Genomic DNA, 23,705 nt, shown 5'->3' with positions numbered 1-23,705 from the left:
CTATGGAAGAGCAAAACAAGAAAATACTTTTAGTTGAAGATGATCCAAATTTTGGAACTGTATTAAAAGACTATTTAAACATGAACGATTATGATGTTGTTCATGCTAAAAATGGTATGGAAGGATTTGAGAAATTTAAAAAAGATGATTACGATTTATGCATTCTTGATGTCATGATGCCATATAAAGATGGCTTTACATTGGCTAAGGAAATTCGTGAAAAGAATACCGATGTTCCAATTATTTTCTTGACTGCAAAGGCTATGAAAGAAGATGTTTTAAAAGGTTATAAAGTTGGAGCAGACGACTATTTAAATAAACCCTTTGATAGTGAAGTACTATTAATGAAAATTAAAGCTATTATGCAACGTAAAGCTACTGATAGTGTTGCAGATAGTAAACAATTTGAATTTGAAATAGGTAATTTTCATTTAAACTCAAAGCTTCGTTTTTTACGATATAAAGGAGGAGAACCAGTTAAATTATCACCAAAGGAAAATGAGCTTTTACGTTTATTAGCTTTACATGAAAATGATTTAATGCCACGTGAACTTGCTTTAACTAAAATATGGCGAGACGATAATTATTTCACATCAAGAAGTATGGATGTATATATTGCTAAGCTACGTAAGTACTTAAAAGTTGACGAAAATGTTGAAATTTTAAATATTCATGGAGAAGGCTTTAGATTAGTAGTCAACCAAAAAGCTTAAACTTAAAATTAAGTTGTTAATTAAAAAAATCAGCTGATTATTTAGCAAATTCTAAATATAGCTGATTTTTTTTGCGTTAATATTTTTCGAAATCATCAATGACAAAAGCATTTTGGTATGATTGCTTTGTAATAGTATTACTTTCGTTAGAATCATAATCAACTAGTAATTTCCATTGATTTGCTTCTTTTATCATAATGACATGAAACTTGCCATAGTAAGACTGTTCATTGGGTAAGCCATAATTTACTGTAAGTTTATATATTCCTCGTTCTGATGCTTTATTATCATTACAAATACGCTCTAAAAACCTAAAAGATATTGTTTGAGGGCTTTTGCTATTAGTCCAACGATTAGCATAACCATTTATATAATCGGTTTTGTTTCGAAGTAATTTTGAGTTACCTCCAACACGTACAAGTTCTTCTGAATGTAAGCTTCCAAATAACTCATGATCAAAAGTTTCAAAAGCTTTAGTGAAATTTGACCAAACCTGATTATTTATTTCATTTAAGCATTTATTGTTTTGGGCTTGAATTTGTAGAGTAAATCCTATACAGATCAATATGATGAAGGATTTTAAAGTTTTCATAAGACGTCAATTTGATTTTGTATTTGACTAATAATATAATCAATATTAGATTGGTAATCAAACCAAAGAGTCTCTTCATTTTTTTTAAACCAAGTTAGTTGTCGTTTTGCAAAACGTCTTGTATTTTTTTTAATTTCAGAAACAGCAAATTCTAAATCCCATTCACCATTTAAATATTTAAATAATTCTTTATAACCAACAGTATTTAGCGCATTTAAATGTTGGTAATTTTCAAGACTTTTTACTTCATCTAATAAACCACTATTCATCATTATATCCACTCGCTTATTAATACGTTCATAAATAATGTTTCTATCTGCCAATAAGCCAACAGATATGGTTTTAAAATTGCGTGGTGTTTTTTCTTTGTTTAAAAATGAAGAATAGGGTTTTTCTGTACCAATACAAATCTCTAGTGCTCTAATAATACGATGAGGATTATCTATAGCTATAGAGTTATACGCCTTGATATCTAATTCTTTTAATTGTTTTTGAAGGCTCTCGATTCCACTTGATTTCAATTCAATGTTAAGACGTTTCCTAATTTTTGGATCAACACTTGGAAAGTGGTCTAGACCTTTAGTAATAGCATCTACATATAATCCAGAGCCTCCAACCATAATAACGATGTTATGTTTTTTGAAAAGCTCATTTAAACACTCTATAGCATTTTTTTCAAAAGCACCAACACTGTAGCTGTCTTTTATAGATTTATGATGAATAAAATGATGTTTAACTTGACAGAGTTCTTCTTGAGTTGGTGCAGCAGTACCAATTTGCATTTCTTCAAAAAACTGTCTAGAATCTGCCGAAATGATTTCTGTATTATAATGCTTTGCAAGCATAATGCTTAGAGATGTTTTCCCAATTGCAGTTGGACCGACTATAGAAATTAAATAGTTAGTCTTCATTTAGAACTTCACCACAATTATAGCAATATTCAGCATTGTCTTTATGTTTTTCGGCTAAGCAATTAGGGCATGCTTGTGTATTAACATGTATATCTTTTTTTGGGGTTTTTGTCATTTCTGAAGAGACTATTCCAGTTGGAACAGCAATTATTCCATAACCCATAATCATAATTATTGCAGCTATAAACTGTCCAAGAGCAGTAACAGGAGCAATATTACCATATCCTACGGTTGTTAGGGTTACAATAGCCCAATATACACTTCTTGGTATGCTTGTAAAACCACTGTCTTGCCCACTTTCTACCAAATACATTACGGTACCTAGTATTATACATATTATTAATACAAATGAAAGAAATACCACAATTTTTGCACGACTTGCTTTTAAGGCTCTAACAAAATTGGTAGATTCACCTATGTAGCGTGCTAGTTTTAAAATTCTAAAAATTCGCATTAAGCGTAATGCTCTTAAAGCAATTAAAGAATGAGAACCAACAAAAATTAGTGACACATATTTTGGTATGGTTGATAATAAATCAATAATGCCATAAAAACTAGTAATATATTTTAAAGGTTTTTTTACGGCGATTACTCTTGCTATGTATTCTATAGAAAATAAAATTGTAATAACCCATTCTGAAATATTAAGAAAAGTATGATATTTAGCATCAAAACTACTTACACTTTCGAGCATTACTAGAACAATACTTGCAAGTATTGTTATAAGCAAAACCATATTGAATAACTTACCTAATGTTGTATCTGCTTCATATAGAACTTCATGAAGTTTATGCCTCCAGTTGGTATTTTTTTTATTTTCTGTCAAGAATTTGTTTTTTATAAATGTAATAAAAGTTTCACTATTTCTTTTTTAGTGTTAATAGTGTTTTGGTTTGAGTATTTACAATATTACTCATAAATTGCTTTAATGATATGTAATAACCAACCGGATATCTCGTTTTTTTAAGGTTTATTTTTAATGATATATTTATCTTGTTATCTTGTCTACTAATTGCAAAAGTATAATTTCCCGTATCTTCCGGTAAACTCATTTTTTTGCTTTTCGGAAGTTCTGCTAATTCATATGAATCACCTAAATCCAATTGAAAATTGTACATATATGCCATTCTGTAGCCAAAATCAATTGGGTAGGTTCTGTCTTGTAATTTAAATGGATTAGTAGATATAAATGTATCTATAAAAGGGTTTAAATAAAAGGTTTCAGAAGTTGTCTCTAGATCTGGGTATTGAATTTGAAATGATTCTTCAAATTTATCATTATTAATAGATTTATTTTTTACCTCATGTTTAATAACTTCCATTTCTACATGATTGTTTTCAAAATTTTCTAAATAGCTTTCAGGGTTAGAGAAATAGTCTTTTTTCTTGCTTAGAGCAAAATAATCACTATACCTAGAGTTAATAGTGCCATTTAATACGTTGTTCTCATCAAATTTTAAATCTACTTGATATTGAATTATTGAAGAGTTAATACTAACTATATCAATCCACGAACTACCTTTTTTTAAAGTTAATAGTCTACCGTAGTCATTTAAACACCTGAAGGGTAATTGCCCAAAGTTTAGATACTCATCTGTTGCATCTAATAAGTAATGAATACCATCTATAGTTACTTGAGTTATTAAATAGTTAAAATCAGACAACACTGGGTAAAGTGTTGTTGCAAATCCATTTTCTCTTGTTGACAATAATACAGGAGTAGATTCTATATCATTTGCAGTAAGTAAATTGTGCAATAGTAAATTTACTTGTGATACATTTCCCGATTTATTCTTTACAATATCTTTAATAGATGCTTCTTTAAATGTTAAGTACTTTTCGTTCCAAGTGTAATTTTCTTGAACAAAATTATAGATATTTTTTGCTTTAGTTAACTTATCCTTTTCTTTAGTTATTGAAGAATTTAGTAAGTCTTTTACATGGCTTGTTCTATTAAATTGTTTTCCAAGGCTTGGATGGGATTTCAATTCTTTATCAACATCCTTCCATGTCTTAGTTATTCTATCTACAACGCCAGTAAAACTTGTTGTTTTTTTTAGTTCGTAGTCAATTTTAGATAAGTAATTTTTACTTGATGTCATATAATCTTCCTCGATAAAAGCAGGAATATTTTTCATTGCATAAATTGTATTTGTACAATCTGCAGTTCCTGTATTTGTTAGAGAAATCCCACTTGAATTTGGATTAGCCGACAAACATTTCTTTTCTATAACACTCTCATTTTTGTCTAATTTTAATACACCAACTAGTTTGATACCATATTCATAATTCCCTGGAATGCTGGTATTATATTGACTATATAGTTTTGGTATATCTTCCTGAAATTTCCATTCTTTGTAATTAAACATAAAAGGAGATTCTAGTTTATAACTATATGTAATTACGCTTCCAGAACTAATTTTTGGTAATGTAAATTTTACTATAGTATAATTCTTATCATAAACTTCTCTAAAAACCTCACTACCTCTAATGGCTGTTTCTCTAATTTGCCCATTCTCCAAATTATGAGTTTTAGCAATTATTTTGGAGACTTTTTCCTCTCGCCTTTTATCATCACTATTGTATAAATATATTTCAACAGTAGACTCATTTTCGCCATCTTTATCAAGGATTTTTACTTTTTTTTCAATTTCAGTTATTAAGTTATAAGTTTCTCTATGAACATAGCTATTCCCTTTTTCAAAAAGAACCAAAGCGTTTGCAGTTGTATCATTAGCATAAACATTTGTTTGCAAATCCCCTAATGTAACTTTTATACTAGATGAATTAAAATCACTTTGGGCATTTATCTGTAAAATAAAAATTAAACTTAGTAGGTTAATTATTGCTTTCATGTTGTTTTTCTAAGTTAATAATTTTTAATTTATGTCGCTTTCTTCTTAAATACGTTTGTATTATATGTTGAGAATCTCGATTATGCTGCATTGGTGTTATAATAGATTGTAACACTTCAAGATTATTTACTTGATAGTTTAAATTATAAAAACCATAACCTTTAAACACACCATTTTCAATTAAAACGGCACTACGTTCATCTACAGCACGCCCTCGATCTACTATGACCATATTTTCATTATCGAAACTATAGTAATCGATAATATTTAAAGCTCTTTTATTATAGGTCTCAAAATGCTCTTCATCTATACATGCTCCAAAGCATTGTTTAATTGTGTAGTTAAAACAGTTACTATTTGAATGGTGTAATCCTGCAAGTCTTTGACATAAATTATGTTCATCTACAGCTCTAGAAATAAAGCTCTTAGCACTTTGCATGTTAGAAAACGTAATAATTGGTGTTCCTTTTCTATTGATGCTTGCAACCTTTAAGTTAATATATCCATTATCATCTGTAAAACTAAATAAACCATGAGAAAAAATATTCTGTTTTAAGGCCCTATTGAAAATGGGTTTGTTCAGCTTGATTTCCTCACTTTCTTTAAGTAACGCAACAAGTTCACTTCCTGTATCTTCGTAAGTTACTGTAGCTACTTGCATTTGCATTTTTTTTGACTTTGGGTTTGAACTCGTAAAGTGCTGATTAACACGTTTTCTTATATTTTTACTTTTTCCAATGTATATAATATCTCCATTAGAATTATGCATATAATACACGCCAGTAATAGAAGGAAGAGAATCTATAATATCTAGCAGTTTAGGCTCCATTTGGTATTTTGGTTCTAGTCTAATAGATTCTTTAATAATGTTTTTATTTAAATCTTTAGCAAGTAACATTTTAAATAGCTTTACTGTTGCCTGAGCATCTCCAGCTGCTCTATGACGATCACTAACAGGAATTCCTAAAGATCTGGTTAATTTCCCTAAGCTATAAGAGTCTTCAGTAGGAATTAAATCTTTTGAAAGCTCAACGGTACATAAGGTTTCTTTGCTAAAATCAAATCCTAAGCGTCTAAATTCTGTCCGCAATATTCGGTAATCAAATTGTGCATTATGAGCTACTAGAATAGTATCTTGGGTAATTTCGACAATACGTTTTGCAATCTCATAAAATTTTGGAGCGTTTCGTAACATATTACTATTAATACCTGTAAGATTTACTACAAAAGGCTGAATGTCTCTCTCTGGATTTACAAGTGTAATGAATTGGTCAACTACTTCGTGACCATCAAATTTGTAAATGGCAATTTCGGTAATACCTTCTTCGTTGTACTTTCCACCAGTTGTTTCTATGTCTAAGATTGAATAAATAGGACTACTTTTTTAATTAGCATAATTACGTACTCCAAATATACTACTTCCAACTCTTATCATTGTACTTCCACAATCTATGGCAAGTTTATAATCGCCACTCATTCCCATTGAAATGGTTTTTAATTCACTGTTATCGGTTTTAATGCCTTTAAGAGAATTGAATGTTTGCGTTAACTGGTTGAATTCAGTTTTTAACTGCTCTTCATTATCTGTAAATGTTGCCATTCCCATTAAGCCAACTACTTTTATGTTTTTTAGGTCAGTAAATCCATCAGAATTTAAAATATCATGTGCTTCTTGATTTGATAAGCCAAATTTAGAATCTTCAGAAGCTATTTTTATTTGTAATAAACAATTTATAACTCTATTGTGCTTTAAAGCTTGTTTATTAATCTCTTTTAGGAGCTTAAAATTATCAATACCATGAATTAGCGAAACGAACGACGCCATGTATTTTACCTTATTTCGTTGAACATGACCAATCATATGCCATTGAATATCTTTTGGCATTTGCTCATATTTCTCAACCATTTCTTGAATTTTGTTCTCGCCAAAAATTCGCTGACCAGCATTATAAGCTTGCATTAGGTCACTAACAGGCTTTGTTTTAGAAACAGCCACTAAAGTGACCTGTTCTGGAAGTTGAGATTTTATGTTGTTAAGATTTTTTACTATGCTCATTCTAAAACTCATAAATTGTAATACCACTTCGTAATTTAGGTTCTATAAAAGTGCTTTTTGGAGGCATTATTAGATGCTCGTCAGCAATAGATTTTAACTCATCAATTGAAATAGGAACTAAACCAAATCCAACTATAAACTCACCACTGTCTACTTTACTTTTTATGGTTACTAAATCACTTTTACCATGCGAATAATCTAATCGTTGATCGTTTCTTACGTCATTAATACCTAAAATTGGTTGTAATATTGTTTTGTATAGGATTTGAGTATCCAAAGCATCTAATGCATTATTAATAATGTAATTTGCTTTTCTAAGATAAAGAGAATAAAATTCACCATCTAGATACATACTAAAATGGTGTTTCCTTGATGGTTTATAAAGAATATTTTCTCTGTTTTCAATACGAAATATGGTATCTAGTTTCATTAAAAAAGCTTCTTTAGTCATTCCATTTAAATCTTTCACTAAGCGATTAAACTCATGAATTACTAGTTCAGATTCAGGAATTAAATAGCTCATGAAAAAGTTATATGAACCGTTTATATTTTGTTCTTTAGATAAGAGGACTGAAGATGCAGACCTGTGATGACCATCGGCAATATAAAGTCTTTTTATTTTTGAAAATTCAGCAGTTATTGCTTCGATTTTTTCAACTTCATTAATAACCCATAAATAGTGTGTGTCTCTGTAAGTAGTAGTAAATTCAAATTCAGAGCGCTCATTTTGTTTTTCTGAAATTATTTTAGATAACGTATCATTATCAGGATACGTTAAAAGCACAGGTTCTGCATTAAAACCAACTGTTTTTAGGTACTCTTTAAATACTTCCTCTTTGTATTCTATAGTATCTTCATGTTTTTTAATGACATCTTTTTCGTAATCTTCAACACTAGCAGCTGCAACAATTCCGTTAAAAACATCTCCTTCGCGATTTACAATTTTGTACACATAAAAAGATGGTGTGCTATCTTGAATAAAAATAGAGTCTTCTTTAAACTCTAAATATCTATTTCTAACCAATTTATAGCGATCTTCTCCTTTTAGTTCTAAATGATATTTATAGCCAGGGTTTACAATATGTAAAAATGAAAACGGATTATAGTCAAGTCTTGCTTCACGTTCATCCTGTGTATAAGTTTGGTATGAACGTGAAGCAACTAAACTTACTTTGTCCCGTGTTGGACGTACTGCCTTAAAAGGAATTATTTTTGCCAAGATAGATTATAAAAATTGTTTAGCTACTTTTTCTGCTTTTCTGCTTTCAGAATAATCATAAAACCCTTCACCAGATTTCACACCCAATTTTCTAGCGCGTACCATGTTAACCAATAGAGGACAAGGTGCATATTTAGGGTTTTTGAATCCGTCGTACATCACGTTTAGAATGGATAAGCATACATCTAAACCAATAAAATCGGCTAGTTGCAATGGTCCCATTGGATGCGCCATTCCTAATTTCATAACCGTATCAATCTCTTGTACACCAGCAACGCCATTGTATAGAGTTTCTATAGATTCGTTAAGCATTGGCATTAAAATTCTATTGGCAACAAAACCTGGATAGTCATTTACTTCTACTGGAATTTTACCAAGTGTGGTAGACATATCCATAATTAGTTTCGTTACCTCGTCACTTGTATTGTAGCCACGAATAATTTCTACCAATTTCATAATAGGTACAGGATTCATAAAATGCATTCCTATAACCATGTCTGGTCTTGAAGTAACAGCTGCTATTTGAGTAATAGAAATAGATGAGGTATTGGTTGCAAGTATGGTGTCTTCTGGACATGCTTCATCCAACTGTTTAAATATTTTTAGTTTTAAATCAATATTTTCTGTTGCTGCTTCTACTACCAAACCAGCATATTCTACACCTTCAGTGACGCTGGTATGTGTGGTTATATTACCTAAGGTTTCTTCTTTTTGTGCTTCCGAAATTTTTTCTTTAGCAACCATTCTATCTAAATTCTTGGTAATCGTATCAATTCCCTTTTTTAGAGCAGCATCGCTTATATCTATTAATTGAACTTTAAATCCGCTTTGTGCAAATGTATGAGCAATACCATTTCCCATGGTTCCAGCTCCAATTACTGCAACATTTTTCATTAATCTATTTATTTTAATTAAAACAATTTATTATTTGAGTAGCAACACGTAAAGCTTCTGTTCCATCTTCTAGTGTTACTATAGGTGTTGTATTTGTATTTATAGCATGAGCAAAGGATTCTAGCTCATCTAAAATGGCATTATTACCTGAAATTTGAGGGTTATCAAAATATATTTGTTTCTTAATACCTTCGGCATTTTGAAGTATCATATCAAAATCGCCTGGATTTTTAGGTGCATCTTTCATTTTAACCACTTCACATTTCTTTTCTAAAAAATCTACCGAAATGTATGCGTCTTTTTGAAAGAATCGTGATTTACGCATATTTTTTAAAGAAATACGACTAGCAGTAAGATTAGCTACGCAACCATTTTCAAACTCAATTCTAGCATTAGCAATATCAGGTGTATCACTTATCACTGAAACTCCACTCGCCGATACATGCTTTACTTTGGACTTTACCACACTAAGAATAATATCAATATCATGAATCATTAAATCTAAAACTACAGGCACATCTGTACCTCGAGGATTAAACTCTGCCAAACGATGTGTTTCTATAAACATTGGATTAACAATTTGATCCTTAACAGCTATAAAAGCTGGATTAAATCGTTCTACATGGCCAACCTGTCCTCTTAAATTATGTTTAGCTAAAAGTTTACGAATTTCTTCTGCTTCTTCAACCGTGTTTGTAATAGGCTTTTCAATAAATACATGCTTACCTTTTGCTATGGCTTTAAGAGCACATTCATAATGCGATAAGGTAGGTGTGACAATGTCAATCATGTCTACTGCATCAATAAGCGCATCAATAGAATTATAGTATTTATAACCAAACTCCGCTTCAACATTTTTAGCATTTGTCTCATCTGCATCATAAAAACCTACAAGCTCATATTTGTCAGATTGATTTAAAAGTCTTAAATGAATTTTTCCAAGGTGGCCTGCACCAAGTACACCAGCTTTTAGCATGTTTATCGTTTTCAACAAAAATAAGATTTTTTATGCTTTTTTTAGACGGATTCTTTATTTAAAATTTAATGGTATTCTTGTTTTTTATCACTAACATTTTGGCTAATTTTAGCAAGCAAAAACATAAGCATTGAAAGATACATTTAAGCATAAAGGACTGCGTCAAAAACTAGTTGAAACCATAAAGGCAAAAGGAATAGAAGATGAAAATGTATTACAAGCTATAGGTAATATTCCAAGGCATTTATTTATGGATTCTGGATTTTTAGACCATGCCTATCAAGACAAAGCATTTCCTATTGCTGCAGATCAAACGATTTCACAACCGTACACTGTTGCTTTTCAAACAGAATTATTACAGGTTAAAAAAGGAAATAAGATTCTTGAAATTGGTACAGGAAGTGGTTATCAAGCAGCTGTATTGTGTGAGTTAGGAGCAAAGGTTTATAGTATAGAGCGTCAGCAAGAACTATTTAAAAAAACGAGTAAGTTTTTACCAAAATTAGGGTATGTTCCTAAAAAGCTCATTTTTGGAGATGGATATAAAGGACTACCTGAAGAAGCTCCTTTTGATGGAATAGTTGTTACTGCTGGAGCTCCTTTTGTACCTAAGCCATTGTTAGCACAATTAAAAGTAGGAGGAAGGTTGGTAATTCCTGTTGGTGATGACGTTCAAATAATGACTTTGTTTATTAGAAAAGGTGCCAAGGAATTTGAGAAACACGAACTAGGCGATTTTAGATTTGTGCCGCTTTTAGAGGATAAAAATTAGTTGCTTTGTTGTATAATGACTAGGTGATTTCTAGAATAAATTGCTCAAGAAAAGTTATTAGCCCAACTTTTTTTGTTCTTGTGCAAATACTGGTTGTCATATATTTTTTATCAGCTTTCTGATCCCAAAGCCCATAACCAATCTTGGTGTCCTGTTCGTGAGCATAGACTAAATATTTTTTATTTAAAAAAAAGTTTTTTCCGCAATCAGCTCCACCAGCAGTAGAAATTATTGTTATAGTATCTCTATAATTGAAGTCTTTTTTTCCTTTATGTATATGTTTTATTTCAAAAATGAATTCGTAATGAACAAAGTCTTTAATTTTGTTTGAACCTGTTGTTTTCTCTTTGGTAATTACTTTATTTATTTCAAGAACCTTGCCTGTAAAGATGAAGTCTGATTGATTTTGACCTTTTAAAATACCTACTCTAATACAGGAGCAGGCTAAGGATGTATGGATAAAAATACTATAAAAAAAATTGCTAAAAAATATTTCATAATAATAAGTTATTATAGTTTTTTGAAAAATAATTTGATTTTTAGATTTAGAAAACTAACAATGAGTGAACTATGCTTCTTGATGAGTTAACATTATGTAGTTTATATTTAAATTAGATTTTTTACCATCCTATAATCATCCATTACAAATCCATTACCAATATCTATAACGATAGCTTCTATATTCTTGAAGCCTGATTTTTCATAAGCCTTTATAGTGTTAACATTGCCTTTATTAACGGTTAATGAAATCGTTTTACATTGATAATTTTTGGCTTTTTCTTCAATAAAATTAAAAGCAGATTTTCCAATTTTTTTTCCTCTAAACTCTTTAAGAATATAAATTTTACTTAAAAAGAGGTCGTCTTTATTTTGTTTAATTGAAAGATAACCAACATTGTTTTTATCATATCTAATAATATAATATTCGTAGCCATCTTTATTTTGTTTTTGCATAGCTTCAGAGGTTTGAAACTTTGCGACCATATATTCTACCTGATCTTTTCCAATAATTGGTGTATAATGCTCATGCCAAACTATATTAGCTAGTTTGGCAATTGTATTAAAATGTTTTTTAGATGTTGCTGATAAGAATTCTAACATTTGTTTTTAAGTTTAAAATATATAGATTTACAATTGTAATATAATTCTTAATTGATGAATAATAAAAATTGAATATGAATAAGATTAAATACTTAGCAATAATATTTTTTATAGTAATTGTTTCATGTTCTAAAGAAGATGGTAGTTGTCCGTGTATAAAAAGTGTGATATCTGGACCACCTATATCTGGTGAGGGGGAGGTAGATGAAGGTTATTGTACTGGTGAAATTGAAAACCCATCACCCCAATATCATGTTTATCAAAGAATATGTGATTATTAAATTTATGTTATATTAGTTTTTAAAAGCAGCATTTAAAGCTTCAATACCTCCGACAATTGGAAGCACCAACGAAGTCTCATTAAGTTTTATAGTAAGCTCAGTTCCTGGTTGAGGTTGTAACGTAAACTCTTTATCACTAGAAAAAAACATTAAACCAATTTGCTGACCTTTTTTAATAACTTGATCGTCGGGGTTTAAATCAAAAGTCATAGTATAAAATTTACCTTTTTCTAAAGGTTCACTTTTTCTAATAGATTTGTAATTTTGCGGATCTGCCCAACCACGGTTAATAAGATTATCAGTTAGTTTTGCTCTTCTACCTTCTTGCCAAGGTAGCGACACTAACCATACAGACAAGTTTGCTGCTGGTTTATTACTTGATAAAGTTATCATAATTTTTGGTATACCAGAAATATGAACATCTTTAGTTAATGTAGGTGTTACATACAGTAAACGATGATTTGTAATGTCTGCTTGTGCTAAACCTGAACCAGAAAATGAATAATTATCTACTAAAGTTTCAGTTTTATTAGTACTTGTTTTTTTAGGGCTCAAGCCTCCTTTTATTGGAGCTCCAGGGCTCAAATATAAACTTACATTTGAAGCCTCAGGATTTGGATAATCTTTATATGCTGTAGGTTTATCTTGAGCATCATTTTCACGAACTATCCATGCACGAGCATCATTTTCAACACCATTCTCTATACCATGAAGGTAATGTGTAAACCAACGATTCATCATGGTCATTGGAGGAGGTCCACCATGACCGTTTTGATGATAATATATTTGTGTTGGTAATCCCATTTCTTTAGCTTTTTTGTAAATTCTATAGCTATGTTCTGGCATCACATTCCAATCGTTAAATCCGTGAGACATTAACAATGCTGCTTTCATTGGGCCCATATCATTTAGATAATCGCGACCTGCCCAAAAATCATTATAATCTCCAGTAGCCCTATCCATTCCGTTTTTCATTTCTGTATCACGAACCATTGCATTGCTATATTCTCTTTTTGATTTGAATACTGCAGTGGGAATATCTGCATCGCTAATTTTTGTATTTTTCATAGGAGTAAGTGGTTCTTCGCCTCCACTATGAATAAAGTCGTAAAGTACATCAATATCTTCGCCTAAATAGCCACCAGGAGAACGTACTAGTCCGTTTGAGCGATAATAGTGATAATATGATGTATTTGGAGCTATAGGAATTATAGCTTCTAAACCTTCAACGCCAGTTGTAGCAGCAGCTAAAGGAATTGTTCCGTTATAAGATGTTCCTGTCATTCCAACTTTTCCAGTTGACCAAAAAGCTTCAACAGTTTCATTGCCATAAGGTGTAGTATAACCTTTTGCACGACCACATAACCATTCAACCACTGCTTTTGGGGCTAGACTTTCGTTATCACCACCTACGGTTGGCGAGCCTTGTGATAATCCAGTTCCTGGAGATGATGAATGTACTACAATATAACCTCTAGGCACCCAAGTTTTTATTTGCGAATTAGAGATTATTGGGCGCTTTCCTGTTCTAGTTACTTCTGGATGAACTCTTGGTTTAGGCGTTTCTCCTAACTCATGCTTAACATCCCAAAAAGTCCCTTCGCCAAAACCAGCAGTTCCTGCATAATAAGGACTAGATTCGTAAACTACAGGGAGTTTTAAGCCTTCGGTATCGGTTTGCTTTGGTCTAGTTACTGCTACATGCATTCTATCGAGTTTGCCATCGCCATCTGTATCAAATGAAGTTTCTACCCAAAGATCATGACGAATCCAATCATCTGGATTATTAAAAGCTTCAACAATTTGTGCTTCACCATCTTTAAAAACGGGTTTGGCTTTTTCTTGAGCTATTGCTGAAAAAACAATAGATAGCGTTAATAGAAAAATGTATAAGTCTTTTTTAAAAATAACTTTCATTTGTATTAATTTTTATTTGGTAAATACTGTCTCGGAATTGGGTTTTCTTCAGATTCTTGCATCCAATAAATATTAAGAATCCACCATCTATTACCATCATTAAGTAGTTGAATGCTATTAATACCTCTCATAAATGGTTCTTTGTTATTTTTACTTCTATAAGATTCGTACGTGCTAAATACTTGTGTGATATTGCCAAACGTATCAATCTCTCGTTGCAATTCAATTTCATAAAAGCCATTTTCAATTAACCATTGTCCAGAGCTATTTATATAATCATCAGGAGTCATAAAACGAGCACCAATTTTGCCTTCTCTGTTTTTTCCTGATGGTATTAATTTTGCATCTGGATGAAACAGGAATCTGAATAAATCCCAGTCTCTTGCTTCTCCTTTTTCGCCTGAAATCACAGCATATAAAGTTTCAAGAGTGCTGTCTAATGTTTTTACTTTTTTAGTGTACGTTTTATTGCTTTCTTGAGCAACCAAAGTGGTGCAGAAACAGAAAATAGCTCCTAAAATGATTAGTTTTTTCATATTAATATGTTTTAATTAATTGAATTTTACAAAAAAATTCTTTTAAAGATAATAAGATAAAAGAAATACGTTTACTATTACTTGAAGTTTTTCTTGATACGATCTAAGTTACGTTTATTATCTCTGTCTTTTATAGTATCTCGTTTATCGTACAATTTTTTTCCTTTGGCTAAACCTATTTCTAGTTTAGCAAATCCTTTATCATTTATAAAAAGACGTAATGGAACTATTGTAAGACCAACATTCTTTACTTCCTTTTCAAGTTTTTTTAACTCACGTTTATTTAAGAGTAGTTTTCTTGTTGCTTTTGGTCTGTGGTTTATATAATTGCCATAGGCATATTCTTCAATAGTCATATTAACAACAAAGAGTTCTCCACGATCATTAAATTCGCAAAAACTTTCAGCAATAGATGCTTTACTACTTCTAATAGATTTAATTTCCGTTCCTGTTAAAACGATTCCAGCAGTGTATTTATCGAGAATATCATATTCGAAACGCGCTTTTTTGTTTTGTATATTTACATTTTTCTGCATGGAGTTCAAAACTACATAATTTTATTAATTATAATAGTGTTATTTTTTGGCTATTTTTGCGACAAAGCTTATTAAAAATACTAGAGATGAAGCACATTTTATATAGTCTTGTTTTTGTTTTAGTTATTACCTCATGTAAACAAGAAAAATTATTAACAGCTCAAGATATAGTAGATAAAACTATTGAAGTTTCTGGTGGGGAAAAGTTCAAAACATCTACTATTTTATTTGATTTTAGAGATATACATTATAAGGCAATTAGAAATAATGGCATATTTCAATATGAACGAATTATTAATGATTCTTTAGGACTAATTAAAGATGTGCTTTCTAATGATGGATTTAAAAGATACATTGATGAAAAGGAAGTGGCAGTCGTAGATTCTATGGCTGCAAAATATACAAGATCTGTTAATTCTGTGCACTATTTTTCGGTATTGCCTTTTGGATTAAATGATGCTGCGGTTAATAAAGAATATTTAGGTGAAGTAATTATAAAAGATAAAAATTATTATAAGATAAAGGTGTCTTTTAGTCAAGATGGAGGAGGAGACGATTACGAAGATGTTTTTGTGTATTGGATTGGAAAAGAAGATTTTAAAGTTGATTACTTAGCATATTCATATATGGATAGTCCAACCGATTTAGGGCTAAGATTTAGAGAAGCTTATAATGAGCGTTATGTGAATGGTTTGCGATTTGTAGATTATAACAATTACAAACCTGAATCTGAGATTACTGACTTGTTTATCCTAGACTCATTATTTAATTCAGGAAAACTTAAACTACTTTCTAAAATTGAAAATGTGAATATTGAAGTTAATTAGCTATTAGTCAATAACTAGTAGCGTATCCGACTTTTCACCACTTGGAGAAATTGTAACTATATATAAATTTGCATTATTGTTATCGTCCATATCATTATATTTCTTAGTTCCTAAAACAGCATTTACAAATGCAGGTGTGGTATTACTATGCCCAACAATTAATACAGTTTTTCCTTTAGTGTTATTAGCAAATTCCTCAGAGAATAGTTGTCTTGGATCATAAATAGTTACTTCTAAGCCTTTTTTTTCAGCAGTTGGTTGTGCTGTTTGCTTTGTACGATTATAATCAGTGGAATAGACCGCATCAAATGTTATGTTTTCAAAAACCAAACTCCATTTAGCAGCTCTTAAAACACCTTTTTGCTTTAATTTAGGATCCTTATTAGTCTTGTCGCTTCTGTTTTTTTCTGCATGACGAATAAAATAATAAGTGGTTATTTCTTCATTATTCGGCATGTCTTGCGCGTTAGATGGCAAAGTGAAAATTGCAACAAGTAATAGTATGATAAGGTTTTTCATTTATAATTTTTTTTGAAATTTAAAGTTAAGATTAATTCTTTAATAATTGAAAATAATAAATTTATGCTAGTTCCAAAGCAATTTCAATCATATCTTTAAAAGTTGTTTCACGCTCTTTGCTTGTGGTTCGTTCGCCAGATACTAAAGAGTCTGATATGGTTAGTATGGCAAGTGCATTTACATTGTGCTTTGCTGCAACTGTATACAACCCTGCTGCTTCCATCTCTACACAGAGTACACCGAATTTTGACCATTTTTTGTAACTTTCAAATGCATCAGCGTAAAATTCATCACTAGTAAAAACATTTCCAGCTTTGATATCAATATTTTTATTTCTAGCAGTATCAATAGCTTTCAAGAACAGCTCAAAACTTGCAGTTGGAGCGTAGTCAGCACCACCAAAGCGTAGTTCGTTTAGTCCAGAATTCGACGATGCTGCCATGGCTATAACAATGTCTCTAATTTTTACATTCTCATTGTATGAACCAGCAGTACCTACTCTAATTAGATTTTTTACGTCATAATCGTTAATAAGCTCGTGAGCATAAATAGAAATGCTAGGAACTCCCATTCCTGTTCCCATTACAGACACTTTTTTCCCGTTATGTGTTCCTGTATAACCAAACATATTCCTTATTCTATTAAAACAAACAGCATTTTCTAAAAATGTTTCAGCAATCCATTTTGCTCTTAAAGGATCTCCAGGAAGTAAAATAGTTTCGGCTATGTCCCCTTTTTTAGCTTCTATATGTATACTCATTTTTCTTAGATTTTAGGTTAGTAATCTGAATTTGATTGTTCACCATTCATAATTGCAATACCTGATGAAACTCCTAAGCGCTCAACTCCTAAATTAATATACTCCATAGCAGTTTTGTGGTTTTTTATGCCTCCAGAGGCTTTTATTTTAGTACTACCAGGTTCAACTACAGATTTCATGAGTTTTACATCATTTATAGTTGCACCTCCTGTACCAAAACCTGTAGAAGTTTTAATAAAATCGGCACCACTTTGTATTGCTAATTCACTAGCTTTTATTATTTCAATTTCTTCTAAATAACAAGTTTCTAAAATTACTTTTAAGGTGTTATTTGGCATTATTTTTTTTACGGCTTCTATATCTTTCCAAACAGCATCAAAGTCTTTACTTTTTAAGAGCCCAATATTAATGACCATATCAATCTCATCAGCACCATCTTGTATGGCTTTTTTAGTTTCAAAAACTTTAGCTTTTGTGCTCATGGCTCCTAGAGGAAACCCAATAACACTGCAAACTTTTACATTGGAATCTTTTAATTGTTCCTTAGCTAGTTTTATATAGCAGCTATTTATGCAAACTGAGAAAAAATTATATTGCTTTGCTTCATTACATAACTGAATAATATCTTCTTTGGTTGCTGTTGGTTTTAATAGTGTATGGTCTATGTAAGAGTTAAGAGGTTTCATGTAATTGTATAAAGTATAAAGTTACCTTTTTTTTAAATAAATTAAGTACAGTTTTTTTAATAGGTACAATATGCGGATAATAACAAGTTTAGAACAATGATTTTAGTCAGGTTTTAATTTTTTAGAATTATTTTTTACAGCCTAATAGAAGGAAAAGGAGAGTTTTTGTAAATCTAAATAAATAAAAAAATCGCGATAAAAGCGGTTTTTTTATTTGTTAATTTAGTTCCTTAATTCGCTTTAATTGTAATAAACGCTCTTCAAATATTTCAGCATTTACTGGATTAATAATATTATTAAATAAGCCCATAAGTTCTTCATCGTGAGTTTCTCTTTGTTGCTTTAATAGGTTAAAATGCGTAAAACCACACCATATTATTGCTTTTAAATGACTTTTATCTTCATTATACATTCGCATTTCAGCTTTTAAATTACTAGAATCATAGCCTATTAATTGAGATTCAATAGTAACAGTTTCCATTAAAAAGGCGGGTTTTAAATAGGCTATTTGATTGCTATTTGATACCCAGCTTTTTCCAATTCTTTTTGCCATATCATATATATCAATATTATAATGCTTTATGAGTTGGTCTTCACGATGGTTCATGAAATAGTTGATATAACTCCCATTGTTTAAATGATTAAATGGATCGCAATCTTGAAATCTAATTTTTGTTTTACTTTCTACTGTTTTTAATAGTTTCATAATTGTGTTTGTTTTTAAAATATACCAATTGGTATATTTTTGATTAAAAAAATATTATATTTTAAGTTCGTTATTAATCATTTGGTCAATTTGAAACATGGTATCTTTTAAATAAAACTCATCATCCATTGTGTAAGTCATAAATATTGCTCCTTGAATCATGGTATCTAAACGTTTTGCATATTGCATTGTGTTTATTTCAGGAGAAATTTCGCCTGCTTCGATTCCATTTTCAATAATAGTAGCTATTTGATCTTGTATTCTTTCTATTATCAATTTTACTTTTTCAAGAAGTAAAGTATTTTTATTGTTGTTTGCATCTACACCAACATTTATAACTGGACAACCACCTAATTGTTTACTGTAATCGTAATAATTTCTATAAAAATCTGTAATTAAAAGTAATTTTTGAATTGGTGAATCGGTTTGTTCTAAATGATTTGAAATACGAATCATTAATTTCTTTACAGTAAACTTAAAGGCCGAAATAGCGAGTTCTTCTTTGTTTTTAAAGTTGCCATAAATAGCACCCTTAGTTAACCCAGTGGCTTTGGTTAAATCACTCATGCTAGTCGCTGCATATCCATTTTTATTAAAAATTGGGGCTGCAGTTTCTATAATATATTGCGATGTTAATTGCGCTTTAGTTGTCATTGAACTTCAAATGTAATAAAAAAAATATACCAAACGGTATTCTTTCTATTATTTAACAGGAACTATAGTGTATCCAGCTTTTCTAAGAAGCATTATAACTCCATTTTCACCAGCCAAATGCCCAGCGCCAACACCAAAAAATGTAGACTGTTCTTTTGAGTATTCTTCAATTCTAGGTATCCAATTATTATTTCTGTTTTTTAATAAAACATCTTGGTGCTTTGCTATTGTTTGGTTTTTATCATCATCAATCATTTCCAACATAGCAGAGATATCTTCTTTTTCATAAATATCTAAAAGTTTGGAAAAAGTAGCTTTGTCGTAGGCTAAATTATCTTTGGCCATTCTAATTAAATCAATTACTTGATCTTCATAAGGAATCGTATCAAATACTTGTAATTGATCTTCAATAGTTTCTAAACCGTTAACCTCTTCATTTTGTTCTTTTGCAACTTTCATTAGTTCTATTTCATATGATTGCATTGGACAATCTATCATTTTTGGATAAAGCATTGATGTTAGAAAAAATGGCTTGATATTTTGCATCATGCTTATAGACATTCCTGCTTGATTTGTAAATAAAGAATCTATTGCTGCATACTCTTCTACAGAAACATAGTCTTTTAAGGTTTTTCCATCTTTCATATACATACCTTTCATTAATTTGGTTTGCATTGTTGGATCATCCATATCTAGTTCCAAAACCAATTGCGTGGTTTCGTCTAAAGCTTTTTTTACATCATCATCTAGCGTAGCATCGCAAGTAATATGAATGGTTCCAAATAGATAGGATGGTTTTTCTAAACCATTTCCTGATATTTTCCAAAGTGTAGAATTTTCTAACTGTTGTGCATTTATTGTTAAAGTATATAAAAACGCACATAATAAGAGTGATAAAAGGTATTTCATAAATCTATTTTAATTTGACCTATATGTATCTTATTTATATAATTTGTTACAAAAAAGAAAAGCAGCATTCATCTTGTTTAAGAATCTTGCTGCTTTTCAACTAACCAACCAACTATAAGACTGTTTAAGAAGTAAATTGTTACATTTCTTCTACTAAATCATTTTGATTTCTAAATACTAACTTATTGTCAAATGCATCTAGCAGTATAATACTCTCCGTTGTAACTGTTCCAGCCAATATTTCTTTACTCAAAGCATTTAAAACTTCTTTTTGAATAACACGTTTTACTGGTCTTGCACCATATTCTGGATTGTATCCTTTTTCAGCTAAGTAAGCTATAGCTTCCTGTGTAGCATCGAATGTAATACCTTGTTGCGCAACCATTTTTGTAACAGATTTTAATTGAAGTCTAACAATGTCTACAATATTTCCTTTTGTTAGAGGTGTAAACATAATAGTATCATCTATTCTGTTTAAAAATTCTGGTCTAACACTTTGTTTTAATAAAGCTAAAACATCAATTTTTGCTGCTTCAATTGCTGAATCAATATCTTTAGTCGCCTCAAAACGTTCTTGTATTATTTGACTTCCCATGTTTGAAGTCATAATAATAATCGTGTTTTTAAAATCTGCAACACGACCTTTATTATCGGTTAAGCGACCTTCGTCTAATACTTGTAATAAAATATTAAAAGTATCAGGATGAGCTTTTTCAATTTCATCTAACAATACAACAGAATAAGGTTTTCTTCGAACAGCTTCTGTAAGTTGACCTCCTTCTTCATAGCCAACATATCCTGGAGGTGCACCAACTAATCTACTCACTGCGTGACGCTCTTGATATTCGCTCATATCTATTCTTGTCATTGCGTTTTCATCATCGAATAAGTATTCTGCCAATGCTTTAGCAAGTTCGGTTTTACCAACTCCAGTAGTACCTAAAAATAAGAAAGTACCAATAGGTTTTTGCGGATTTTGTAAACCTGCGCGACTACGTCTTACAGCATCACTTACAGCAATAATAGCCTCTTCTTGTCCAACCACTCGTTTGTGAAGTTCTACCTCAAGTTTTAGCAGTTTTTCGCGGTCGGATTGTAACATTTTTGTCACTGGAATCCCTGTCCATTTTGCCACAACTTCTGCAATGTCTTCATAGGTAACCTCTTCTTTAATTAGAGATGTTTCGGCTTGTTCTTGAAGTTGTTTTTGATAGACTTCAAGTTGCTCTTGCGTTTCTTTAATTTTACCATATCTAATTTCGGCTACTTTACCATAATCGCCTTCACGTTCTGCTCTTTCGGCTTCTAATTTGAAGTTTTCAATAGCTTGTTTTGTATTTTGAATATTATCAACAACTTCTTTTTCACTTCTCCATTTGGCGTTTAGGTCATTACGTACTTCTTTTAAGTTTGCTAGATCGGATCGAAGCGTTTTTAATTTAGACTCATCTTTTTCTCTTTTAATAGCTTCAATTTCAATTTCTAACTGCATAATTTTTCTATCCAGAACATCTAACTCTTCTGGTTTGGAATTGATTTCCATTCGAAGTTTTGATGCAGCTTCATCCATTAAATCTATAGCCTTATCTGGTAAAAAACGATTGGTAATATATCTTGTAGATAACTCTACAGCTCCAATAATAGCCTCATCTTTTATTCGCACTTTGTGATGTGTTTCATATTTTTCCTTAATACCACGTAGAATTGAAATAGCACTTTCGGTATCTGGCTCATCAACCATCACTTTTTGAAAACGTCTTTCAAGTGCTTTGTCTTTTTCGAAGTATTTTTGGTACTCATCAAGAGTTGTTGCTCCAATAGCTCTTAATTCTCCACGAGCTAAAGCTGGTTTTAAGATGTTAGCTGCGTCCATAGCACCTTGACCACCACCAGCGCCAACAAGTGTATGTATTTCATCAATAAAGAGAACAATATCCCCCTCGCTTGTCGTAACTTCTTTTATCACAGCTTTTAAGCGTTCTTCAAACTCACCTTTATATTTTGCTCCTGCTATTAAAGCTCCCATATCTAAAGCAAATATTTGCTTATTTCTTAGGTTTTCAGGAATGTCACCATCAATAATTCTGTGTGCTAAACCTTCTGCAATGGCTGTTTTACCAGTTCCTGGTTCGCCAACCAAAATTGGATTGTTCTTGGTGCGTCGAGATAAGATTTGTAGAATTCTACGAATTTCTTCATCACGACCAATTACTGGGTCTAATTTCCCATCTTTTGCTAATTGGTTGAGGTTTTTTGCGTACTTATTGAGTGCGTTGTATGTTTCTTCTTGACTTTGTGAGGTCACTCTGTCTCCTTTTCGCAATTCATCAATGGTTGCTTGTAAACCTTTTTCAGTTATACCTTGGTCTTTTAAAATTTGAGCTATTTTGCTTTTTGTTTTAAATATGCCAAGTATTAAATGCTCGATAGATACATAATCATCGTTCATTTTTTTTGCTACTATTGTTGCCTCGTTAACAGCTTTTCCTGCTTCTCGAGATAGCATAATATCACCACCAGATACTTTTGGGAAACTTTCTAAATCCTTATTCAAAATATCTTGTAAAAGTGATACATTAACATTTAGCTTTTTTAAAATAAAAGGCAATACATTTTCGTCAACCTCGAAAATAGCTTTAAAAATGTGCTCATTTTCTATTTGTTGATGACCATACCCTTGTGCGATTTGTTGCGCTTGTTGTATGGCTTCTTGAGATTTTATTGTAAAATTATTTAAGTTCATACTATTATGTTTTTCTTTTCTGATTAGTTTTGTTCAATAATCTTACCAACAAAGTTTAAGAGACAAAATGTCTGTTTACATCAATAAAAGCAAGACTTTTCGTCAGTTTGTAAGGTTAAATAATTAGATCGACTTACATTTTATGGGAATATTTAAGAACATTTTTAAGCCTTCTGAACCAAAGGAAGAAAAATTACTGCCTTGGATTAATTTGAGTGCGATGCATCAATTAGATGATATTTTAGAAAAGTCTAAAACTAAAACACAGCTTATTTTTAAACATTCCACGCGTTGTGGAATTAGCCGAATGGTGATGAACCAATTTATAGATGCTTATGATGTTGATGCCAATTTAGATTTGTATTATTTAGACTTGCTAAATTTTAGAGGCATATCTAACGAAGTTGGTTATAGGTTTCAAGTGTTGCACGAATCACCTCAGTTACTCATAATTAAAAATGGTGTCGTGGTTTCACATGCTAGTCATGGAGCTATTAATGTGTTGGATATGAGTATATTTGATTAATGCTTTATAAGTATTG

At 31.0% G+C, this 23,705-nt stretch carries 25 protein-coding genes; 5 read left to right on the top strand and 20 right to left on the bottom strand.

The genetic code is table 11. The features are described from left to right. The first annotated feature begins 2 nt into the window (after positions 1-2). Positions 3-713, top strand: a complete 711-nt coding sequence (locus ABGB03_RS09105) for a response regulator transcription factor (RefSeq protein ID WP_347922120.1) — start codon at positions 3-5, stop codon at positions 711-713. A gap of 76 nt (positions 714-789) precedes the next feature. On the opposite strand, the gene ABGB03_RS09100 is transcribed toward ABGB03_RS09105, so the two are convergent. From ABGB03_RS09100 to ABGB03_RS09060, 9 genes are read right to left on the bottom strand one after another with little or no spacing between them, the layout of a single operon-like run. Further along, the gene (locus tag ABGB03_RS09100; RefSeq protein WP_347922117.1) at positions 790-1,305 is read right to left on the bottom strand and encodes a nuclear transport factor 2 family protein; all 516 of its coding nucleotides are present in this window, start codon (positions 1,303-1,305) and stop codon (positions 790-792) included. After that, positions 1,302-2,216: a tRNA (adenosine(37)-N6)-dimethylallyltransferase MiaA gene (gene miaA, locus ABGB03_RS09095; RefSeq protein WP_347922115.1), complete on the bottom strand. Its 915-nt coding sequence runs from the start codon at positions 2,214-2,216 to the stop codon at positions 1,302-1,304. Before miaA ends, ABGB03_RS09100 begins: the two co-directional genes overlap by 4 nt. Further along, positions 2,206-3,042, bottom strand: coding sequence for an ion transporter (locus ABGB03_RS09090; RefSeq protein WP_347922112.1), 837 nt, complete (start codon positions 3,040-3,042; stop codon positions 2,206-2,208). The genes miaA and ABGB03_RS09090 overlap by 11 nt, the downstream gene beginning before the upstream one ends. A 34-nt stretch (positions 3,043-3,076) precedes the next feature. Further along, a complete protein-coding gene (locus ABGB03_RS09085) occupies positions 3,077-5,071 on the bottom strand; it encodes a DUF3857 domain-containing protein (RefSeq protein ID WP_347922109.1) in 1,995 nt (664 codons plus the stop codon). Beyond that, positions 5,055-6,443 carry an exonuclease domain-containing protein gene (locus ABGB03_RS09080; protein WP_347926406.1) on the bottom strand — a complete coding sequence of 463 codons (1,389 nt, stop codon included), beginning with the start codon at positions 6,441-6,443 and terminating at the stop codon, positions 5,055-5,057. Before ABGB03_RS09080 ends, ABGB03_RS09085 begins: the two co-directional genes overlap by 17 nt. 12 nt (positions 6,444-6,455) lie before the next feature. Beyond that, on the bottom strand, positions 6,456-7,127 hold the full coding sequence (locus ABGB03_RS09075; RefSeq protein ID WP_347922107.1) for a YggS family pyridoxal phosphate-dependent enzyme: 672 nt from the start codon (positions 7,125-7,127) through the stop codon (positions 6,456-6,458). Position 7,128: 1 nt separating this feature from the next. Beyond that, positions 7,129-8,346 carry a DUF1015 domain-containing protein gene (locus ABGB03_RS09070; RefSeq protein ID WP_347922104.1) on the bottom strand — a complete coding sequence of 406 codons (1,218 nt, stop codon included), beginning with the start codon at positions 8,344-8,346 and terminating at the stop codon, positions 7,129-7,131. Between the two features lie 6 nt (positions 8,347-8,352). Continuing rightward, entirely contained in the window at positions 8,353-9,240 is an 888-nt protein-coding gene (locus ABGB03_RS09065; protein ID WP_347922101.1) for a 3-hydroxybutyryl-CoA dehydrogenase, read from the bottom strand. Between the two features lie 13 nt (positions 9,241-9,253). Beyond that, positions 9,254-10,216, bottom strand: a complete 963-nt coding sequence (locus tag ABGB03_RS09060; protein WP_347926404.1) for a Gfo/Idh/MocA family oxidoreductase — start codon at positions 10,214-10,216, stop codon at positions 9,254-9,256. Between the two features lie 130 nt (positions 10,217-10,346). On the opposite strand from ABGB03_RS09060, the gene ABGB03_RS09055 reads away from it, so the two are divergent. Then, positions 10,347-10,988, top strand: a complete 642-nt coding sequence (locus ABGB03_RS09055; protein WP_347922099.1) for a protein-L-isoaspartate(D-aspartate) O-methyltransferase — start codon at positions 10,347-10,349, stop codon at positions 10,986-10,988. A gap of 606 nt (positions 10,989-11,594) precedes the next feature. On the opposite strand, the gene ABGB03_RS09050 is transcribed toward ABGB03_RS09055, so the two are convergent. Further along, on the bottom strand, positions 11,595-12,089 hold the full coding sequence (locus ABGB03_RS09050; RefSeq protein WP_347922097.1) for a GNAT family N-acetyltransferase: 495 nt from the start codon (positions 12,087-12,089) through the stop codon (positions 11,595-11,597). A 68-nt stretch (positions 12,090-12,157) separates the two neighbouring features. Here ABGB03_RS09050 and ABGB03_RS09045 point away from each other — a divergent pair, with 68 nt between their 5' ends. After that, entirely contained in the window at positions 12,158-12,370 is a 213-nt protein-coding gene (locus tag ABGB03_RS09045) for a hypothetical protein (protein WP_347922095.1), read from the top strand. Between the two features lie 12 nt (positions 12,371-12,382). Here ABGB03_RS09045 and ABGB03_RS09040 read toward each other — a convergent pair whose 3' ends face one another. The 3 genes from ABGB03_RS09040 to smpB form a co-directional block, all read right to left on the bottom strand. After that, complete coding sequence (locus ABGB03_RS09040) at positions 12,383-14,287, bottom strand: Xaa-Pro dipeptidyl-peptidase (protein WP_347922093.1); 1,905 nt, start codon at positions 14,285-14,287, stop codon at positions 12,383-12,385. Positions 14,288-14,292: 5 nt separating this feature from the next. Next, positions 14,293-14,823, bottom strand: a complete 531-nt coding sequence (locus tag ABGB03_RS09035; RefSeq protein ID WP_347922091.1) for a hypothetical protein — start codon at positions 14,821-14,823, stop codon at positions 14,293-14,295. 77 nt (positions 14,824-14,900) lie between these two features. Then, entirely contained in the window at positions 14,901-15,359 is a 459-nt protein-coding gene (gene smpB / locus ABGB03_RS09030; protein WP_347922088.1) for an SsrA-binding protein SmpB, read from the bottom strand. Between the two features lie 86 nt (positions 15,360-15,445). On the opposite strand from smpB, the gene ABGB03_RS09025 reads away from it, so the two are divergent. Continuing rightward, the gene (locus tag ABGB03_RS09025; protein WP_347922086.1) at positions 15,446-16,186 is read left to right on the top strand and encodes a DUF6503 family protein; all 741 of its coding nucleotides are present in this window, start codon (positions 15,446-15,448) and stop codon (positions 16,184-16,186) included. A 3-nt stretch (positions 16,187-16,189) separates the two neighbouring features. Here ABGB03_RS09025 and ABGB03_RS09020 read toward each other — a convergent pair whose 3' ends face one another. The 7 genes from ABGB03_RS09020 to clpB all read right to left on the bottom strand — a co-directional run bounded on the left by ABGB03_RS09020 (position 16,190) and on the right by clpB (position 23,163). Further along, entirely contained in the window at positions 16,190-16,705 is a 516-nt protein-coding gene (locus ABGB03_RS09020; RefSeq protein ID WP_347922084.1) for a phosphoglycerate mutase family protein, read from the bottom strand. Positions 16,706-16,766: 61 nt separating this feature from the next. Next, positions 16,767-17,465 carry a purine-nucleoside phosphorylase gene (gene deoD / locus ABGB03_RS09015; RefSeq protein WP_347922081.1) on the bottom strand — a complete coding sequence of 233 codons (699 nt, stop codon included), beginning with the start codon at positions 17,463-17,465 and terminating at the stop codon, positions 16,767-16,769. Positions 17,466-17,482: 17 nt separating this feature from the next. Then, entirely contained in the window at positions 17,483-18,151 is a 669-nt protein-coding gene (gene deoC, locus ABGB03_RS09010; protein ID WP_347922078.1) for a deoxyribose-phosphate aldolase, read from the bottom strand. 217 nt (positions 18,152-18,368) lie between these two features. Then, positions 18,369-18,857, bottom strand: coding sequence for an acyl-CoA thioesterase (locus ABGB03_RS09005; RefSeq protein ID WP_347922075.1), 489 nt, complete (start codon positions 18,855-18,857; stop codon positions 18,369-18,371). Between the two features lie 54 nt (positions 18,858-18,911). Further along, entirely contained in the window at positions 18,912-19,511 is a 600-nt protein-coding gene (locus ABGB03_RS09000; RefSeq protein ID WP_347922073.1) for a TetR/AcrR family transcriptional regulator, read from the bottom strand. 48 nt (positions 19,512-19,559) lie between these two features. Beyond that, entirely contained in the window at positions 19,560-20,420 is an 861-nt protein-coding gene (locus ABGB03_RS08995) for a TraB/GumN family protein (protein WP_347922071.1), read from the bottom strand. 139 nt (positions 20,421-20,559) lie between these two features. Further along, positions 20,560-23,163 (bottom strand): ATP-dependent chaperone ClpB, encoded by a 2,604-nt coding sequence (gene clpB / locus ABGB03_RS08990; protein WP_347922068.1) that lies wholly within the window; start codon positions 23,161-23,163, stop codon positions 20,560-20,562. Positions 23,164-23,305: 142 nt separating this feature from the next. Here clpB and ytxJ point away from each other — a divergent pair, with 142 nt between their 5' ends. Continuing rightward, on the top strand, positions 23,306-23,689 hold the full coding sequence (ytxJ, locus tag ABGB03_RS08985) for a bacillithiol system redox-active protein YtxJ (RefSeq protein WP_347922065.1): 384 nt from the start codon (positions 23,306-23,308) through the stop codon (positions 23,687-23,689). Positions 23,690-23,705 lie beyond the last annotated feature (16 nt).

This window comes from Pontimicrobium sp. SW4, assembly GCF_039954625.1.
Classification (GTDB): domain Bacteria; phylum Bacteroidota; class Bacteroidia; order Flavobacteriales; family Flavobacteriaceae; genus Pontimicrobium.
The sequence above is the reverse complement of the archived record's forward strand: the minus strand, read 5'-3'. Positions and strand labels throughout refer to the sequence as shown.

Bases quoted from the DNA above. Each gene is read 5' to 3' on its own strand.
- ABGB03_RS09105 (WP_347922120.1), top strand. From the start codon at position 3: ATGGAAGAGCAAAACAAGAAAATACTTTTAGTTGAAGATGATCCAAAT.
- ABGB03_RS09100 (WP_347922117.1), bottom strand. From the start codon at position 1,305: ATGAAAACTTTAAAATCCTTCATCATATTGATCTGTATAGGATTTACT.
- miaA (WP_347922115.1), bottom strand. From the start codon at position 2,216: ATGAAGACTAACTATTTAATTTCTATAGTCGGTCCAACTGCAATTGGG.
- ABGB03_RS09085 (WP_347922109.1), bottom strand. From the start codon at position 5,071: ATGAAAGCAATAATTAACCTACTAAGTTTAATTTTTATTTTACAGATA.
- ABGB03_RS09075 (WP_347922107.1), bottom strand. From the start codon at position 7,127: ATGAGCATAGTAAAAAATCTTAACAACATAAAATCTCAACTTCCAGAA.
- ABGB03_RS09065 (WP_347922101.1), bottom strand. From the start codon at position 9,240: ATGAAAAATGTTGCAGTAATTGGAGCTGGAACCATGGGAAATGGTATT.
- ABGB03_RS09060 (WP_347926404.1), bottom strand. From the start codon at position 10,216: ATGCTAAAAGCTGGTGTACTTGGTGCAGGCCACCTTGGAAAAATTCAT.
- ABGB03_RS09050 (WP_347922097.1), bottom strand. From the start codon at position 12,089: ATGTTAGAATTCTTATCAGCAACATCTAAAAAACATTTTAATACAATT.
- ABGB03_RS09040 (WP_347922093.1), bottom strand. From the start codon at position 14,287: ATGAAAGTTATTTTTAAAAAAGACTTATACATTTTTCTATTAACGCTA.
- ABGB03_RS09035 (WP_347922091.1), bottom strand. From the start codon at position 14,823: ATGAAAAAACTAATCATTTTAGGAGCTATTTTCTGTTTCTGCACCACT.
- smpB (WP_347922088.1), bottom strand. From the start codon at position 15,359: ATGCAGAAAAATGTAAATATACAAAACAAAAAAGCGCGTTTCGAATAT.
- ABGB03_RS09025 (WP_347922086.1), top strand. From the start codon at position 15,446: ATGAAGCACATTTTATATAGTCTTGTTTTTGTTTTAGTTATTACCTCA.
- ABGB03_RS09020 (WP_347922084.1), bottom strand. From the start codon at position 16,705: ATGAAAAACCTTATCATACTATTACTTGTTGCAATTTTCACTTTGCCA.
- deoD (WP_347922081.1), bottom strand. From the start codon at position 17,465: ATGAGTATACATATAGAAGCTAAAAAAGGGGACATAGCCGAAACTATT.
- deoC (WP_347922078.1), bottom strand. From the start codon at position 18,151: ATGAAACCTCTTAACTCTTACATAGACCATACACTATTAAAACCAACA.
- ABGB03_RS09005 (WP_347922075.1), bottom strand. From the start codon at position 18,857: ATGAAACTATTAAAAACAGTAGAAAGTAAAACAAAAATTAGATTTCAA.
- ABGB03_RS09000 (WP_347922073.1), bottom strand. From the start codon at position 19,511: ATGACAACTAAAGCGCAATTAACATCGCAATATATTATAGAAACTGCA.
- ABGB03_RS08995 (WP_347922071.1), bottom strand. From the start codon at position 20,420: ATGAAATACCTTTTATCACTCTTATTATGTGCGTTTTTATATACTTTA.
- clpB (WP_347922068.1), bottom strand. From the start codon at position 23,163: ATGAACTTAAATAATTTTACAATAAAATCTCAAGAAGCCATACAACAA.
- ytxJ (WP_347922065.1), top strand. From the start codon at position 23,306: ATGGGAATATTTAAGAACATTTTTAAGCCTTCTGAACCAAAGGAAGAA.